The organism is Prevotella conceptionensis 9403948 (assembly GCF_000312305.1).
Lineage (GTDB): Bacteria > Bacteroidota > Bacteroidia > Bacteroidales > Bacteroidaceae > Prevotella > Prevotella conceptionensis.
Window position 1 is genome coordinate 10,306 of sequence record NZ_HE999443.1, and the last position, 18,243, is coordinate 28,548.

At 47.8% G+C, this 18,243-nt stretch carries 6 protein-coding genes and 2 pseudogenes; 6 read left to right on the forward strand and 2 right to left on the reverse strand.

Features of this window, described 5'->3' with window-relative positions; genetic code table 11:
- From BN93_RS00035 to BN93_RS00060, 6 genes and pseudogenes are all read left to right on the forward strand, one after another.
- A pseudogene (locus tag BN93_RS00035) lies at nt 1-1,125 on the forward strand (hypothetical protein); the annotation flags it as partial.
- 233 nt (nt 1,126-1,358) lie between these two features.
- Nucleotides 1,359-2,252 carry a hypothetical protein gene (locus BN93_RS00040; RefSeq protein WP_044259268.1) on the forward strand — a complete coding sequence of 298 codons (894 nt, stop codon included), beginning with the start codon at nt 1,359-1,361 and terminating at the stop codon, nt 2,250-2,252.
- Nucleotides 2,253-4,265: 2,013 nt separating this feature from the next.
- On the forward strand, nt 4,266-7,415 hold the full coding sequence (locus BN93_RS00045) for a SusC/RagA family TonB-linked outer membrane protein (RefSeq protein ID WP_019186301.1): 3,150 nt from the start codon (nt 4,266-4,268) through the stop codon (nt 7,413-7,415).
- 24 nt (nt 7,416-7,439) lie between these two features.
- Complete coding sequence (locus BN93_RS00050; RefSeq protein ID WP_044259448.1) at nt 7,440-9,014, forward strand: RagB/SusD family nutrient uptake outer membrane protein; 1,575 nt, start codon at nt 7,440-7,442, stop codon at nt 9,012-9,014.
- 761 nt (nt 9,015-9,775) lie between these two features.
- A pseudogene (locus BN93_RS00055) lies at nt 9,776-11,622 on the forward strand (2-oxoacid:acceptor oxidoreductase subunit alpha).
- A 192-nt stretch (nt 11,623-11,814) separates the two neighbouring features.
- Entirely contained in the window at nt 11,815-12,819 is a 1,005-nt protein-coding gene (locus BN93_RS00060) for a 2-oxoacid:ferredoxin oxidoreductase subunit beta (RefSeq protein ID WP_044259270.1), read from the forward strand.
- Nucleotides 12,820-14,555: 1,736 nt separating this feature from the next.
- On the opposite strand, the gene mutS is transcribed toward BN93_RS00060, so the two are convergent.
- Nucleotides 14,556-17,180, reverse strand: coding sequence for a DNA mismatch repair protein MutS (gene mutS, locus BN93_RS00065; RefSeq protein WP_019186305.1), 2,625 nt, complete (start codon nt 17,178-17,180; stop codon nt 14,556-14,558).
- Nucleotides 17,181-17,310: 130 nt separating this feature from the next.
- Nucleotides 17,311-18,126, reverse strand: coding sequence for a DUF3108 domain-containing protein (locus BN93_RS00070; protein WP_019186306.1), 816 nt, complete (start codon nt 18,124-18,126; stop codon nt 17,311-17,313).
- Nucleotides 18,127-18,243 lie beyond the last annotated feature (117 nt).

An 18,243-nucleotide genomic window follows, 5' to 3' on the forward strand; every position in this document is an offset into this window, starting at 1 on the left:
CTTTCACGTTCGCTGCTCGAAGGCGGTTATATGGGCGTGCGTTTGGGCGGCACAGGCATTGTGGCACTGCCCAAAGAAGTGGGTGGGCGCATCCTCAACAACGTCTTCCGCAACCAAGGAGCGAAGGCCATATACGTGGCACGCGAGGCGGATGCCCACATCGAAGGCAACATTATAGAGAACGAAACCTCCGACCACAACGACTTTAACGCCGTAGACATCGATGCCTCGGGCGATGTTCGCCTTGCCCGTAACCGCATCAACCTGTCCACAAAGGCCTATTGCACGGCCATTTACGTGCGCAACATGTCGGGTTTGCCCACTTCGCAGGCGCAGATAGTCAACAATGTGGTGATGGTTAGCCACGGCACAACGCCCGCAAGGAGCTATCCCTCTAAGGCATTAACCTTGAAAGGCGACCTGTCCAACCTGCTGGTAGCCCACAATAGCCTTTGTGTTGCAGGCAACGAGAAAGACATTACGGTGAGCATACTCGGCAAAATGGCCGACAACGTGCGCCTAACCAACAACCTTTTTGCCAATACGGGCAAGGGCGCCGTTTACCAATGCGCACGCAAAGAAAACCTCGCAAGCTTGCGTTTAGACCACAACAACCTTTACACCAACGGTCCTTCGCTGGCCGATGTGCGCACACCCGTAGCCACACTTTCGGCTTGGATGGCTCTTTCGGGCGAGCGATACGCCTATAATAATAAGGTGGAATTTGCATCAGACGTATTGTTGCAACCCCTTTCGGAACCCGAATTGCGCCACGCCACGCCCCTTGCCGTCGTACAGACCGACATACTTGGGCAGCTGCGCCACGCATCAACGCCCCTCATTGGTGCTTACGAGCATGCTTGGAACGGGCCTTCAACGGGTATCGTTGCGCCTTCGGCATCGGCCAATGCCATCCAACTAAGCGCACACAAGGGCGTGTTGAGCCTTTCGTCACTGCCCAATCAGGCCGTTGTCGAGGTGTTCTCAACGAGCGGCTTGTTGCTCTCGCGCCACGCTTTGCCAGCCAACGCCGACAGTTTGCAAGTAACGGGCTTGCCCCAAGGCGTGTTGGTGGTTCGCATAACATGGAACAACGGCAGATGGAGCAAGGCCATCAGGCTATAAACAGGTGCGGCAATACCACCCAATTGTGCGGTTAGCACTGCCAATGGGTATATCATTACAGGGCAGGGTAGGGGACTTAGGTCGCCTGCCCTGCTTGCGTTATACAGGGCTTTAACCCAAGTCTGGGGCTTAGGCATCCGTTAAAAACAGCCTAAGTGCAACCTATATTCAAGTTATAATCTTTACCTTTGCAAACAACATACATATAAATTAAGGATAACAAAGACAAGAACATGATTAGAGAAACATGGAAGGGGCATCGGCCCTACAATGAAAGAATAGGCAAAATGCTATCCTATCTGTTTGCATCATTATTTCATCCAACCCCAGAAAAAGGGGCATACGTAAGGCCGTTTGCTTATGTGCTTTTGGGTTTCATCGTCTCAATTCCTGTACAAGCGCAGATGCTTTTCACGGAAAACCTAACGATGAACATCGACAGCACAAAGACGATACAAGGTTCGTTGCAGCCCGTTCTCGACTTTAAGACAGAGAAAGAGAACGTACTTACCTTTAAGAACACGGCCAACCTTAACTTACTTATCGGCAAAAATCGCGTGGTGAACCTCATCAACAAGCTAGAATTTTCTGCTTATGGAAAGAAAGTTACCGTGAGTGGCGGTCATGTACATGCAGAGTTTCGTTACTTGCTTGTCCCTGCCGTTGAGGTTTACCCTTACGCCGAATCGCAATGGGCAGGCAGTAGGGGTATGAACTTCAAGGTTTCTGCCGGCTTGCAGTCGCGCTACCGATTGGTAAATACCGACCATTTCCTTATGTTTGCCACAGCAGGAATGTTCTATGAGTTCGAAAAATGGGAATATCCCGACCCGCCGGCTGGCACACCCCTCCATGCGTATAGCCGAAGCATAAAGAGTCATGTGTCGCTTAGTTTCAAGCATACGATAGGAGAACATTGGGAGTTTATCGCCACGGGCATTCACCAAGCCCGACCGGACAGCTACCACAAGAGCGCTCGGTTTGGCGGTGCAGTAGACCTTGTCTACCACGTAACGCCCAGTGTAGGCTTTCGTGGCACTTATCGCATAATCTACGATACGGCGCCCATTGTGCCTATTCGCAAAGACTACAACGTTGTTGAGGCCGGTATCGACATTTCTTTCTAAGGAAAAGATTGTTGTTGGCAGAGTAAATGGAGCAGGGTAGGGGGCTTAGGTCGCCTGCCCTGCTTGCGTTATTTATGGGGTTGAGGTTATGAGGTTGTAAGTTTATCAGTTGTTTAGGTTGTTAGTTTTTGAGTTTATGAGGTGGTGAGTTGTTTTTAGTTGGTGAGCTTTTGTTTTTTAGTTGGTAAGCTTTTGTTTTTGAGTTGGTGAGTTGATAATTTTTTAGGTTGAAGTTGTTTTGACTTTTGATATTTCTTTAAATTAAGCGGAGCAGATTGTCTTTGAACTGTAAAACCAATAGATGTACTCCAAGAAATAAGAGAAGACCCCGACAATTTCTATTGTCTTTGAGTTGTAAAACCAATAGATGTACTCCTCTGATGTACGAACTACTAGACTAAGATACGATAAAAGCTGAAAATTCTGCTGCATTTGTTTGTTGCAAAAGGTAGTTGTGCCCTCCAAAAAGTGGCCTGGCGGAGGTTATTCCTTACATTTCCTAGAAGTTGAAAACAAGCTGGCTATGGCTCATTACTTCTGCGTTTCCCTGATGTATTCTCCGTTGGCTGCGCGCGGCATGTCCCGCAACCGCTTGCCTTGGTTATTGTAAGCGTACGTGCATTGCGTGCAGTTGCCTATGCACGAGCATGCGGTATAATCGTTTTTGTCTAGTTTATAGTAAGAAATTTAACATTATGAGTGCCCTTTCTGTTCACCAATCGCCCACCTTGCCGCAAAAAATCGATTCTCGCGAGGGTTTGTTTTGGTGCAAAAAGGGGTTAGTACACCGATAAGCAAGAATGAATATTTATTACCAAGAATAGTCGTTTGCACCCTATTTTGGGCCATTTGCAGCAAAATGCAGTGCAATATGCAGCAAAATGCACTGCGTTTTGGTGCTAAACGCAAGGTAAAATGCCGCTAAACGCACTGCGTTTTGGTGCAAAACGCAAGGTGAAATGGTGCTAAATGCGGTGCGTTTTGCCGCTAAATGCAAGGCGGAAAGCATAAATATCCACCGCAATGGCATAAATATAATCCTTCCGAACCATGAAAAACAGAGCCAAAAGAGGCAAAATGGCCATCAAAAAGTGGGGTTTTAGGGGTAAAAAGCGGGTAATTGGGGGCTAAAAAATTGTGAGTTGGCGACCAACTAGAAAGGCTAAATGGTGCAAAATGCAGGTTATATGCCTAAAAATGGACAAATCACAAGGCGAAAAAGAGTAGAAAAAATGGCGATTTACCTACTTTTTGACCTATATCTTCGCTAGAATGGCGCGAAAATTAGAGGGGTTTTGTAAAGATAAAAATAATAATTTAAGTTTTTGAGTTGATGAGTTTTTAAGTTGCTGAGGTTGTGAGTTGGTGAACTTTTGAGTTTTTGAGTTGATAAGCTTTTGAGTTGGTGAGTTTGTAAGTTGGTAAGTTTGTGAGTTGGTAAAGTTGTGAGTTAATAAGGTTTTGAGTTTTTGAGTTGATAAGTTTTTAAGTTGGTGAGGTTGGCAAGTTTTTAAGTTGGTGAGTTGACGAATTAGGGATTTGTTGGGTTTTCGTGAGTTTACAAGCCAGTGAGTTGGTTTGTGCTATACTTCGTTTACGCCAGTAGGGTTTATCTTGTGTTGGCATCACCAAGGCAACGAATTTATCTTACTTTATGGCCATATTAAAAGTAAAGCCGAATTTCTTGCCTATATTGAAAAAGGAATGCAATTGAGAGCGTTGGCCGTAAAGCCTTTTGATAATGGCGTATCGGTATAGTTAACTTGCTAAGTGGGTGGTTAAAAGATACTTCGATGACTTGCATTTGTTGATTATAACCCTTAAACAAATCTTAATTTCGTTGATTTAGTAAACGAAATAAGTTAAAATTTATTACCGTTTTTGTTCTTATTTATGATATGTAACCACAAATAAGCATTTTTTCGCTATATTTGCGACAGACCTAATAGTGAACAATAAGGAAACTTTATACGGAAATTGCAATCTATACATCAACCATTTTAATAAATAACTATGACCCAAAAAGCAAGAAAACTAAGTAAAACCACGCGTGTACCCCTATATGGCGTGCTGGCGTGTGCACTTGCCTATGGCATGCCAACGTATGCCGAAGGTAATGTTGCTGCGAAGCCTTACGCATCGCAGGCTGGGCAAAGAGCAGGCACGGTGTTGGTAACGGTTGTAGACCAAAACAACGAACCCGTTGTAGGTGCTAGCGTTGTGGTAATGTCTACTAAGGCCGGGGCAGCAACAGATGTTAACGGCCGATGCTCGGTAGATGCCAAACCAGGCGACAAATTGCAAGTGTCGTACATCGGTTTCGATACGCAAATGCTCACCGTGGGCAACAACAACGTGTTGGTGACCTTGGGAGAGAACAAAGCCATGCTCGACGAGATTGTTGTTGTAGGCTATGGCACGATGCGTAAGAGCGACGTTACGGGCTCTATCGCCGTGGCCAAGGGCGCAGACATGATAAAGGCGCAAAGCTTTGGCGCGTTGGACAACCTTCGCGGTAAGGTGTCGGGCGTTAACATCTTCTCTAATTCGGAGCAGGGAACCACTTCTCCTCGCGTTATCATTCGCGGTATGGCCACCATCAACGCCTCTACCGACCCGCTTTACGTGGTAGACGGGGTGGTGATGAACGACTTTGCCATGATGAACCCCAACGACATTGAGAGCATTGAGGTGCTGAAAGATGCTTCGGCAACGGCTATCTATGGCGCTCGCGGTGCCAATGGCGTTATCATGGTAACAACCAAACGCGGACTTTCGGGCACGGAAGGCACACGGATGAGCTACCAGGGCTCGGTGAGCATACGCCACATGGCACGGAAGATGGAGGTGATGAACGCCCGCGAATGGTGCGATGCCTTTATGAAAGGACTTGAAAACGAAAACAAATACCAAGGAACCAACTGGAAATTGGAACGTCCTTACTGGTTTAGCGACCGCAGATATTTTGATGCCAACGGCAATCCGCTATACGATACCGACTGGCAAAAGGAGGCTACACGCACGGCCATTGGGCATAACCACCAGCTGAACATTCAGCAAGGAACGAAAACCTCGTCGATGGGTGCTTTCCTGAATTACAGCGACTACCAAGGAATAATGAAGAATACGTGGACAAAGCGTATCAGCGGTAAGCTGGCTTACGATGCCAATCCCACCAAATGGCTGACCACGGGCATTAATTTGATGGTGAACCACACGTGGGACAGGCATACCGACGAGGGCGGAGGCGGACAAGAGGCACGCCGAACAATGATTGAGATGCTGCCGTGGCTGCCTGTAAGGACACCCGATGGCAGCTATACCACCTCTAATTCGCCCTCTGAAATGGTGGGTAAGTTTGGTTTTGAAGGCATGTCGAACCCTGTAATGATACTCGACATGCAGAAACGCCTGTATTATAACACGCAGGTTTTCGGCAACGCTGCATTTACGTTCCACATTCTGCCAGGGCTTGATTTGAAAACGCAGCTGGGTATAGACTGGCACGCAGAGGAAGGAAGGAGATACGCATCGCGCGAGCTGAACAACATTTCGCAAACCGAACAGGGTGTGGCAACCAACGGCCGACACAACAACCTGTATTGGCAAGAAGAAACATACCTTACCTATAACCGCACGCTAAAAGGCTTACATCGCGTGAATGCCATGCTGGGTATGTCGTGGCAAGCGTATGCTTCGAGGTACAACTACTCGGAGGCACAAAGCTTTGAGAGCGACTTGTTTGAAGACTTGAACATGGGAACGGGCAAAAATCCGCGTCCGCCAGGCTCTAACTACGACGAGTGGAAGATGAATTCGTACTTCTTACGCTTGGCCTACACCTACAACGACCGCTATTCGGCTACGTTTACTGCACGCTCCGACGGTTCTTCCAAGTTTGGAAAGAACAATAAGTACGCCTTCTTCCCCTCGGCCGGTTTGGCTTGGATTGTGTCGGAAGAAAACTGGCTGAAAGGCAATCCGTGGCTGAGCAACCTCAAACTGCACACCAGTTACGGACTAACGGGCAACTCGGAAATCGCAACTTATCGTTCGTTGGCCCGCGTTGGTTCGGGAACGGTGCTGCTTGATGGCAAGCGGGCCGGCGCGGCTTACATCAGTTCGTTGGCCAATCCCGATCTGAAATGGGAAAAGACGGCACAATTTGACGTGGGTTTCGACCTCGGATTGTTTAACAATGCCGTTAACCTAGACTTCTCCTATTATTATAAGCACACCACCGACTTGTTGCTCAATACGCCCATTCCACATTCTAGCGGTTTTGGAAGTGTATATAAGAACATCGGCGAAGTGAAGAATTCGGGTATCGACTTTATGCTCACAGCCTATCCCGTGCGCACGAAAGACTTTACCTGGACCTCCATTTTGAACTTGAATTACAACAAGAATAAGATACTGAAACTGGGCAAGAACAACGAAGACATCGAAATATTGGAATGGGTTGGCGGCCCCGAAGGTATCTTACGTGTGGGCGAAAGCATGGGTAGCTTTTACGGATACAAGCGACTGGGCGTGTGGACGGAAGAAGATAAAGCGGCAGGACGATGCACAAAGAAGATGGTTGGTAGAGCCAAACGCGAAGAAAAGAAGTCTATTTTGGGTAAGGGAATACCCGATTGGACGGGTAGCTGGACCAACACCCTTAACTATAAGAACTGGGATTTGACGGTTGAAATGCAATTTGTTACGGGCGTTCAGACCATGCAACAATTCTACCATTCGGTGTACGACCGCTTTGGAATAACCAACGGACTGAAAAGCATTCTCTATGATGCTTACAATGGCAGCAATCCACATACCATGCAGCAGATGCTTTACTTGACCAATAGCCCATACGACTCGCAAAGTCATGCGGGACAAGACACGACTGTGGATTCCAGTTGGGTGGTAGACGGCTCTTATCTGCGCTGCAACATGGTGCAACTGGGTTATACCTTTGCGCCCGCCACGTTGAAAGCGTTGGGGCTTAACGCACTGCGCCTGTACCTAAGTGGCAATAACCTCTTCTTACTTTGCTCAAAAGACTTCAAGGGTTACGACCCCGAAATGACGTCGCAGGGCAGCAAGTTCGGTCAAAACATGGCTTTCTTCTCTCTTCCCCGTTCAAGAGTATTCACTCTGGGTGTTAATGTAACGTTTTAAATGAACCTAAACAACAGACACGAAATGAACAAAATAATGATATTTGCAGCCTGCGCATGCTTGGCATTGGCTTCGTGTAACGACTTCTTGGAGGAAAGACCCAAGTCGCTCCTTAGTTCGCGCGACTTCAATAAGACCGAAGATCAAATTCGTTCAAACATCAATGGACTATATCGTAGGGGGGCAGTAACTGCCCATTCGTCGGTCGCTAGCGCTTATTTCGGTTCGGCCATGACCATTCCTGGTATGCTTACGGGCTATTTTAGCAACTCGTACGAAGGCCAAGAGCGCGTTTGTGCGTATGCAAGAACGCTTACGAGGCAGGAACAAACCAACAATGTATCGGGTTTTGTGGATGGTATTTGGGGTAGTTGCTATGGAGCCATCAACGTTGCTAACGTTGCTTTGAAGGCTATGCCCGAAGTACCTATGAGCGATGAGGCACGAAAAGTGTTGTTGGGCGAGGCTAAATTCTTCCGCGCCTTCAACTATTTCATGCTGGTAAAGTGGTTCGGAGACGTGCCAATGCCCACTCAACCCTCTGAGAACGTTACCGATTTGGAAAAGCCACGTACGCCTGTGGCCGACATCTACACGCTTATCGAACAGGATTTGACGGAAGCCGTGGCCGCACTTCCCGACCAAACATGGCAGAATAACGGGCATCGCATAAGCAAATATGTGGCTTTGCAGGCACTTACGGCGGTGTATATGCAGCAAGGTAAGTATCAACAGGCAAGCGAAACGGCCAAACAGATTATCAATTCGGGTAAATACTCGCTCACAGAAAATGAAGATAAGGCCCTGAAAAGCGCCTATAACAAGCTGAGAACCATAGACGACCTGCCCGAAGTGCTTTACGCCGTGGAGTACGATGCTGACATATCGACCACCAGTTGGCGACCAACCTACGCCTTTTCTTCGTCGGCTATAAATGTATTTAAGAGTTATAACATCTTTGAACGCGTATATGGGCCCAACGCTCGCTATCTGAACATCTACACGGCAGACGACTTGCGCGGACAAGAACAGCAATTTTTCGCCACAAAGTATAAGAACCCGAACAACGATTCGGTATGGACTGCACCCAGTGCAGACGCTCGTGGATGCTGGTATTACTTTGATGAGGAGGCTGTTCTTAAAACAGGGCGCGGCACGAAGGACTGGAACATCTACCGTTATGCCGAAACGCTGCTCGATGCAGCCGAGAGTTTGGTGCAGAGTGGCGGGGCTGTTACAGCTGAGGCTGCTGGATATTTGGCGATGGTTCAGGCTAGGGCGCTGGGTAAGACGCAGGCGGAACTCACCACAGAGCTGTCGGCTTTGTCGAAAGAAGCATTTATTGAGGCTTGTTGGACAGAGCGTTTGCGCGAGTTCCCATTGGAATATAAAATATGGGATGATTGTTTGCGCACGAAGAAATTCCCAAATGTGTCGGCCACCGAGCAAGGAAAGGTAACCTATGTGGACCTCGTTGGAGCCACAAATGGTTCGGGTGCGGTGATTAAATCGTCAGATTTGCTGTGGCCGCTATCGCTTAACGAGATGCAACGCAACCCGCAATTGCGTCCGCAAAACGAGGGCTACGCCGACAAATAGGGCCTAAGTAGGGTCTAGTCTAATTGTAAAACCTCATCGTATTTTATAGGCATCGCCACATAATCAGCGGCTGGGAGGGGGCGTATCACCCACAAGTATTGCCACTCCAAGGGTGTTGTAATGATTGTATATCATATATCTACCGATACAATTCTTGTGTTGTATGGTCACCCCAAGGGTGTTATGATGATTGCATATCGTTCTTATACTCACTCTCCCAAACGTTGATGATATGGCGATGTCTTTATATTGTGTGTTGAAAAATAAGCTATTCGGGCTTGTTGGAAATGTTTGATAACCAGATTATCGAACTGGTTTGTCGGGAGATTTGGCCAATTCAGTCGGGAAATTTGATTAATCAATATGCACGATTTGGTTAATTCGGTTGGGTAATTTGATTAATCAGTGTCGACAAATCAAGTTCAATCTCTGTGACCAGTTCATCCGTTGCCGCTTTTACTTGTCAATCTTTTCCCATATATATTCCACAATTATGCAACACCCGACACCTTATATATAGGCATTAAAATAATATCATAAAGGGATGATAGGCAACAAGCCGCTTACTATCTGCAATAAATTGCGGTTCATTGCTTAATCTCTGCAACGCAATGAAAGGCATAGCTTACTTTCTAACACTGCAAAACACGCTGACGACAAAATGATTTAATAAAATTCATGCTCAAAAATTTGTAACTATCTTTTATTTGTTTTACTTTTGCCACAATTCTAATTATAAACAATCTATAAGTGCTAATATTATGTCCGAAGAATTGGAAGTGAAAGAATTGGACCAAGTTGTGGTTCGTTTCTCAGGGGACTCGGGTGACGGAATGCAATTGGCGGGGAACATCTTCTCGACCATCTCTGCAACCGTTGGTAATGACATCTCAACCTTTCCGGATTACCCGGCAGACATTCGTGCACCGCAAGGCTCGCTTAACGGCGTGTCGGGTTATCAGGTACACATCGGAGAAGACAAGGTGCTTACGCCCGGCGACTTCTGCGATGTGCTTGTTGCGATGAACGCCGCCGCCCTGAAAACACAGTACAAGTACGCCCGTCCGCAGGCTACAATCATCATCGATACCGATAGCTTTGGCCCGAAAGACCTTAAAAAAGCTGAGTTTAAAACCGAAGATTACCTCGCCGAACTAGGTATCGACGCCGATTGCGTGGTGGCTTGCCCCATCACCACGATGGTGAAAGAGTGCCTTAAAGACACGGGTATGGACAATAAGTCGATGTTGAAGTGCCGAAACATGTTTGCATTGGGCATCGTATGCTGGCTTTTCAACCGCGACATGGAGCTTGCCTTCGACTTCTTACGCAAGAAATTCCACAAGAAACCGCATGTGGCCGAAAGCAATATCAAGGTGGTGATGGCCGGATACGATTACGGACACAACACGCACGCATCGGTTCCGGCTACCTATCGCATCGAGTCGAAGGTGAAAACGAAGGGACGTTACATGGACATAACAGGCAATAAGGCCACAGCTTACGGACTTATCGCCGCCGCAGAAAAGGCTGGTTTGCAACTATTCTTGGGCTCTTATCCCATCACACCCGCAACAGATATCCTACACGAACTAGCCAAACACAAGAGCTTGGGCGTGAAAACGGTGCAATGCGAAGACGAAATTGCAGGCTGTGCAAGTGCCATCGGCGCGTCGTTTGCTGGTGCGCTGGCCGCCACATCAACCTCAGGTCCTGGCGTCTGCTTGAAAAGCGAGGCCATCAACTTGGCTGTTATCGACGAAATTCCACTTGTAGTAATAGACGTACAGCGCGGCGGACCATCTACTGGACTGCCAACGAAGAGCGAACAAACCGACCTTTTGCAGGCTTTGTACGGCAGAAACGGCGAATCGCCCATGCCCGTTATCGCTGCAACAAGCCCTACCGACTGTTTCGATTCGGCTTACATGGCCGCCAAAATAGCTTTGGAATACCTCACACCCGTGATACTTCTCACCGATGGGTTTCTCGGTAATGGGTCGGCTGCATGGCAATTGCCCGACATCAACAAGCTACCCGACATCCATCCGCACTTCGCAACCGAAGAAATGCGCGGCAACTACACGCCTTATCGCCGCGATGAGGAACAAAAGCGCGCTATTGGGCCATCCCCGGAACGCCTGGTTACGAACATATTTTAGGCGGTTTGGAGAAAGACGGACAGACGGGCAACATCTCTACCGAACCCGAAAACCACAACCTTATGGTGCATTTGCGCGCACAAAAGGTGGCCGGCATCAAGGTTCCCGATGTGCAAGTGCAGGGCGATGAGGATGCCGACTTGCTTATCGTTGGTTTCGGTAGCACCTACGGACACCTTTTCTCGGCGATGAAAGCTTTGCGCAAGCAGGGCAAAAAGGTGGCTTTGGCACAGTTCAAGTACATCAATCCCTTGCCCGCCAACACCGAAGAGGTGCTGCGTAAATACAAAAAGGTGGTTGTGGCCGAACAAAACATGGGCCAGTTTGCCATGTACCTGCGCGGAAAGATAGACGGATTTGTGCCTTACCAGTATAATGAGGTGAAGGGACAGCCGCTTGTTGTCACCGAATTGGTTGAAGCATTCATGAAGATAATAGAGGAATAAAGGCACGAAGCCTCACCCCCGACCCCTCTCCAAGGGGAGAGGGGAGTGGTTACCCTCGCAATGAGGGCGATTGTTTGCTGGTCTGACAGGTCAGACTTGTCGGATTAGGTCAGACTTCAAGGCTATCTTATCCTTTACTTCCATTCATTAACCAACCAACTCGTTAACTCGTCAACTAACAAAACAACTGTTATGACTTATACAGCACAAGATTATAAACAAGGCACCCCGAGGTGGTGTCCTGGTTGCGGCGATCATTTCTTTTTAGCATCGTTGCAGAAGGCGATGGCCGACTTAGGCATCGCTCCATACGAAACAGCAGTGATTTCTGGCATCGGTTGTTCGAGCCGTTTGCCTTATTATATGAAGACTTATGCCATGCAGACCATACACGGACGTGCGGCTGCAATTGCCACCGGTGCAAAGGTTGCTAACCCATACCTCACCATTTGGCAGGTTAGCGGCGACGGAGACGGTCTGGCCATCGGCGGAAACCACTTCATTCACTGTCTGCGCAGAAACGTAGACATTAACATTATCTTACTGAATAACCGCATCTACGGACTAACTAAGGGCCAATACTCGCCCACTTCGCCACGCGGATTTGTGTCGAAGTCGTCGCCTTACGGTACTGTTGAAGACCCATTCCGCCCTGCCGAACTGGCATTTGGCGCACGCGGTAACTTCTTTGGACGTGCCGTGGCTACCGATAACCAAGGCGTTATGGAGCTGATGAAGGCCGGACAACGCCACAAGGGTACTTCTGTTTGCGAGATTTTGCAGCATTGCGTTATCTTCAACGACGGCATTTACGACCCCGTTTACTCGTCGCCTGGCCGTAAAAGCAACGCCATTTACCTAAAACATGGCGAGAAAATGCTCTTCGGAGAGAACAACGAATATGGCTTGGCACAAGAAGGGTTTGGGCTGAAAGTGGTGAAAGTGGGCGAAAACGGCGCAACATTAGACGATGTGCTTGTGCACGATGCACACGCCGAAGACCACACGCTGCAAATGAAACTGGCGCTAATGAACAACGAACAGGGGTTCCCTGTGGCATTAGGCATCATCCGCGACGTTGAATCGCCTACTTACGAGGCCTGTGTTGAACAGCAAATCGAGGATGTGAAAGGCCGTGCTGCCTATCATAACTTCACCGAATTGCTGGAAACGAACGACATTTGGGAGGTGAAGTAACAGCCTACTGCCTCAGAATAGAAGTATCACCCCCCGTCCCCCTCTCCACGGAGAGAAGGGAGTGGCATGCCTTGTTTACGCATGGCATAGTTGCTCCCGCTCGCCTTGGAGAGGGGCTTTGTGTGTCTAGGCCCTTGTATTCTGTGCTTAGTAATCATGTATAACGTGTGTTAGTGCTGTGCGTTTGCACCCACAACAACATCTCAACTCTTTGGCTTATAAACTCATGAAAAAAACAACAACTCTCGAATACATCAACTCATCAACCTACAAACTCAAAAACTTATAGTCACACAGAATTGGATTTGGAAAGCTACAAATGCAGCGTAAGCAAACAAGATTGCCACCTTTACTACCCATAAAGATTTATTGATGCCATGCTGTGTATGTGTTTCACACTTCTAACATCCATTTTCCAAAAGCAATTCTTTTTGGCCATAAACCCCAATCAGTAGTTAGACCGATTATCAATTTTTATTATTGTTGTCTTCTAAAAGTTTAGGAACATCAAATATGGTGTTCAGAACGCCGTTAAGCCCCAATCGGTTGTTAGGCTGCTTTTCAATTATTTTTAGGTTGTTTCCATCGCTTTCTATCCATCTTTCGTTTGCTTGTCGGGCATATAGTCTTTCTTATTCTCTTGACGTAGCCCGATACGCCACCAAGAATATGGCGGACAATACGCCCGACAACCAAACAAAATCTGCACAGACTCTATCGTCCGATTTGGGTTAAATAATTGTTTTTTTATTTTACAAAGGCACTCTAATTTTCACTCCGTTCTAGTGAAAATATAGGTTATAAATTGGGGAAATAGGCACTATTTCTAGCCTTTCATGCCTTCTAACTTGTCTGTTTTTAAGAATACAACCTGCATTTTGCACCATTTAGCCTTTCTATTTGGTTGCCAACTCGCATTTTTTGCGCCCCCAATTACCCCGTTCTAGACCCTAAAAACCCACTTTTTAAGGGATATTTTGCCCTTTTTAGCCATGAGTATCATGGCTCTAACAGCTTTTATTTATACAACTGGTGTGGATATTTATGCTTTTCATCTGGCGTTTAGCATCAAAACGCACTGCATTTAGCACCATTTTACCTTGCATTTAGCATCAAAACGCAGTGCGTTTAGCGGCATTTTGCCTTGCGTTTTGCACCAAAACGCATTGCATTTAGCGGCATATTACACTTCATTTTGCTGCAAATAGCCCAAAATCTAGTGCAAATGGCGTTTTTATTAAATAAAAATTCACTTTGCCAGCCTTTACAACTAACCCCTTTTTGCATCAAAACCAACCTTCGCGAGAATCGATTTTTTGCGGGCAGGTTGGCAGTTGGTGGATAAAAAGGGTACCCATAGTGTTAAAATTCTTGCTGAAAAGTAGACAATATTTGAGTTGAGAAGTTGATGGGTTGACAAGTTAATGGGGTACGTGCATTAGGTTTAGTAAGCTAGTGGGCTAGTCTATCTAGCATTTCTAGTTATTCTAGTTATTCTAGTATTCCTAGTTTTTCTAGCGTTCCTAGTTTTTCTAGTATTCCTAGTTGTTCTAGCCTTCCTAGTTGTTCTAGCCTTCCTAGTTCTTCTAGTTCTTCTAGTTTTCCTAGCCCAAACTAAACATGCCTTTTCATCAGCTGGTACTGACATCTTTTCACCCTTTCACCTTTTCACCCTTTCGTCTTTTCACCCTTTCGTCTTTTCACCTTTCCCTATCTTTTCACACTTTCACCTTTCTCTATCCGCCCACAATCTTCTTTATGTCGTTCAGCTTATTAAGGGCCTCCATAGGCGTGAGGTTGTTGATGTCGAGACCTAAAATCTCGTCGCGAATTTGAGAAAGTACGGGGTCGTCTAGTTGGAAAAAGCTTAGTTGCATGCCCTCGCGACTTTCGTCTAAGTGCTTAACACTGGGCTTACTCACGGTTCCGCCCACTTGTGCGTTGTCGGTTTCGAGCTGTTTCAGCACGGTGTTAGCCCTTTTCACAATGCTTTTGGGCATTCCTGCGATGTCGGCCACGTGTATACCAAACGAATGTTCACTGCCGCCGCGTTCTAATCGGCGCATAAAGATAACCTTTCCGTTAAGCTCTTTCACGCTAACGTTGAAGTTTTTAATGCGCTTAAAGTTCTTTTCCATCTCATTTAGTTCGTGATAATGGGTGGCAAAGAGCGTTCGGGCGCGCGCTTTGGGTTGCTCGTGCAGGTATTCCACGATGGCCCAAGCAATGCTGATGCCGTCGTACGTGGACGTTCCGCGCCCCAACTCGTCGAAAAGAACCAGCGAACGGGGCGAAACATTGTTGAGAATGTTCGACGCCTCGGTCATTTCTACCATGAAAGTAGACTCGCCTTGCGCAATATTGTCGCTCGCCCCCACGCGCGTAAAGATTTTATCTACCAGTCCAACGCGCGCACTTTCGGCAGGAACAAAGCTGCCTATCTGCGCAAGGAGCACGATAAGCGCCGTTTGTCTGAGCAAAGCCGACTTACCGGCCATGTTCGGACCGGTGATAATGATTATCTGTTGTCGTTCGGTGTCGAGCTGAATGTCGTTGGGTACGTAGTGTTCGCCTAGTGGTAGCTGCGTTTCGATAACGGGATGTCGGCCTTGGCGTATGTCCAACACGTCGCTATCTTCAATCACGGGGCGCACATAGCGGTTCTCTTCGGCGGTCTTGGCGAAACTAAGCAGACAGTCGAGCCGTGCCACTACGTTGGCATTGATTTGTATTTGGGGGATAAACTCTTGCGTAGCCGTAACCAATTCGTTGAAAAGACGTTCTTCTAGCGACTGAATTTTCTCGTCGGCACCCAATATCCGCTCCTCATATTCCTTTAATTCTTGCGTGATATAGCGTTCGGCTTGGGCCAAAGTTTGTTTTCTAACCCACTCTTCCGGTACCTTATCTTTATAGGTGTTGCGCACTTCGAGGTAGTAACCAAACACGTTGTTGTAGCCAATTTTAAGGCTGCTGATGCCTGTTGCCTCGGATTCGCGTTGCTGAATGTCGATGAGGAAATCGCGTCCGCCACGCGATATGTTGCGTAGTTCGTCCAGTTCAGGACTAAATCCCTCGGCAATAACGTTGCCGCGATTTACAACCAGTGGCGGGTCGGGTTGTATTTCGTTTTCAATTCTGTCGCGCAAACTTTCGCAAAGATTCATTTGTTCGCCTATCCTGCGTATCGTTTCGTTGTCGGCTTCAAGGCAAGCAATCTTCAAAGGCTGTATGGCTAGCAGTGCATTTTTAAGCTGAACCATCTCGCGGGGCGACACACGGCCAACGGCAACCTTCGAAATGATGCGTTCAAGGTCGCCAATGCGGTGCAGTTGTTCGTCGAGTAGGGCGCGAAATTCGGGATAACGGAAGATGTAATCCACCACATCGAGGCGTTGCTCGATGGGCTTTACCTCTTTAAGTGGGAACACCAACCATCTTCTTAGCAAGCGCCCACCCATAGCCGTGACGGTTCGGTCCACCACATCGAGCAGCGATGCGCCGTCTTCTTGCATGGGTTGTATGAGTTCGAGCGACCGAATGGTGAACTTATCCAGTCGTACATAGCGGTCTTCTTCTATGAGTGCCAGCGAGGTTACGTGCCCGATATTGGTGTGTTGCGTAATCTCCAAGTACTGCATGATGGCACCGGCAGCCACCACTCCGCTTTGAACATGCTCAACTCCAAAGCCTTTTAGGTTTTTCGTTCCAAAGTGTTTAAGCAGCTTTTGGCGCGCCGTTTGTTCGGTAAACACCCAATCGTCTAGCTCGAACACAATGTGTTTGTTGCCGAAATAACGTTCAAAGTCCTTCTTGTGGTTGCGTTCGTAAAGCACTTCCTTGGGTGCAAAGCTGCCCAGAAGTTTCTCCACATAGTCGAACGAGCCTTGTCCGGTGATGAATTCGCCCGTAGAAATGTCGAGAAAAGCCACGCCGCAAGCCGTTTTTCCAAAGTGAACGGCGGCCAAGAAGTTGTTTTCCTTATAGTTAAGTACGTTGTCGCCCATTGCCACTCCTGGCGTAACCAGTTCGGTTATGCCGCGTTTCACGAGCGTTTTCGTTAGTTTGGGGTCTTCCAGCTGGTCGCATATAGCCACGCGTTTGCCCGCCCTGATAAGCTTAGGCAGATAGGTGTCGAGCGCATGATGGGGAAAACCAGCCATCTCTGTGGCATCGCTATTGCCTTTGTTGTTGCGTTTTGTGAGGGTTATTCCCAGCACGCGCGATGCCTCTACGGCGTCTTCGCTGTATGTTTCGTAGAAGTCGCCGCAACGGAAAAGCAACAAGGCATCGGGATGTTTGGCCTTGAAAGAGTAAAATTGCTTCATCATGGGGGTTAACCCCTGATCGTTTTGCGCCATTGTATGGGTGGTTTTTATTTGTTGTATCGTATTTGGGGGCGAGGCAGGCTGTTCGGTTAAGGCCTTGTTGTCCTCGTGTTTCTAGGTCTTCTTGTGGCCTAGTTGTCCCCTGTTCCTAGCCCGGCATTCTTTATTTTTCGGTCGAAGAAACGGCACTTCGCAGCCCTTTCATGCCCACTACAAAGGCCTTGGCACTGCCGAATTTAAGGTTCATGTCTATGCGAACAGGAACGTGGTTGCTGTCGTCGGTAACGAAGAAACGGGCAATTTCCTTGGGCTTTCTATTGGGTTTGCGCTCGATGTAGGCCAGTTCCAGGCAACGGTATTTCACGCCATCGTCTCCTTTAACCACCGTTTTGCCGTTATATTTAAGCGTGGCAGGGATAAAACCATCGCCTTCGGCCACGGTAAAAGGTATTTCGTTGCCACTTTTCCAACCTTCGGGGTTGAACGAACGCGCCCTCAGAAAGATGTTCATCATGTCGAACACGCATTCGTCTAGCGTGCGATTGTCCCACAGATGGTTTCCATCGTGGGTTTGGCAGTGCTGTTTAACGTGGCACTTGCTGCCGTCGGGATAGCTGTAAAACACCTCGTCTACCGTGTATCTGCTGCCTTCGCGCGCGCCTTTTCGGTAGTAAAGCGGTGCCATATCGAGCGACGAATAGCACATTAGCGTATCGCGAAGTACGAAGAAATTGTCCACTTTGCTGTTTCCACGCGTGATGAGGCTGCCCCGATAGGCGAGCTTGCCGCCGTAAACGCTTTGCACTACCGACATGGATGCCGTGCCGGCCTTCACCCAAATAAACTTCCAGTTGTAGTAAAGGTTGTATGTGAGAAACTCGCCCGACTTAAAAGCGGTGTTCCGAAACGTGCATTGTGCCTGCATGTGTGCCGCCATCAGCAGCGCAACCAGCACCAGTGCCAACTTTATCTTCTTCATCTCGTTAGGTGTTTTATGTGCGGTGCGCTGCCGTTGGGCTTTGCATCGCGGGTTATTTATATGGAGAAAGGCCTCTTAATCCTTCCCCCGCTTTCACGTTTCATGATGTGTTTGCGC

Coding starts and splice junctions, on each gene's coding strand:
- BN93_RS00040 (WP_044259268.1), top strand. CDS start 1,359: ATGATTAGAGAAACATGGAAGGGGCATCGGCCCTACAATGAAAGAATA.
- BN93_RS00045 (WP_019186301.1), top strand. CDS start 4,266: ATGACCCAAAAAGCAAGAAAACTAAGTAAAACCACGCGTGTACCCCTA.
- BN93_RS00050 (WP_044259448.1), top strand. CDS start 7,440: ATGAACAAAATAATGATATTTGCAGCCTGCGCATGCTTGGCATTGGCT.
- BN93_RS00060 (WP_044259270.1), top strand. CDS start 11,815: ATGACTTATACAGCACAAGATTATAAACAAGGCACCCCGAGGTGGTGT.
- mutS (WP_019186305.1), bottom strand. CDS start 17,180: ATGGCGCAAAACGATCAGGGGTTAACCCCCATGATGAAGCAATTTTAC.
- BN93_RS00070 (WP_019186306.1), bottom strand. CDS start 18,126: ATGAAGAAGATAAAGTTGGCACTGGTGCTGGTTGCGCTGCTGATGGCG.